We start from the raw sequence: 269 nt of genomic DNA, 5'->3' as shown, positions 1-269 counted from the left end.
GCCGCCGATCCCAGTTGGCGCGTGAGGCTGTTCGAGACGGACGCCGGATACATCCCCATCATTCAGCGGCTGATCGCCCTGCTCGGAAACGGGCTGTGGTTATCGCCGGCGGTCATTCCGTACTATTACACCGCCTCGGCGATCCTTTTGAACGGGGTACTCATCGGGGCCTTCTGTCTGCGGCCCTTCCGAGACCTGATGCCCAGCGACGGGGCGCGCTTCCTTCTCGGCCTGACGATCCTGGTCGTTGCCGATTTCGAAACCCGTAC

Annotated in this window: 1 protein-coding gene; it reads left to right on the top strand. The window is 62.8% G+C overall.

Annotated elements, in window-relative coordinates; all coding sequences use genetic code 11:
* Positions 1 to 269: hypothetical protein (locus tag SB847_RS21170; protein WP_410578594.1), on the top strand; the 269-nt coding region annotated here is incomplete at both ends.

Source organism: Bacillus sp. SIMBA_026, assembly GCF_046535335.1.
GTDB classification, from domain to species: domain Bacteria; phylum Bacillota; class Bacilli; order Bacillales; family Bacillaceae; genus Bacillus; species Bacillus velezensis.
This window is presented reverse-complemented; position numbering and strand designations above follow the sequence as displayed.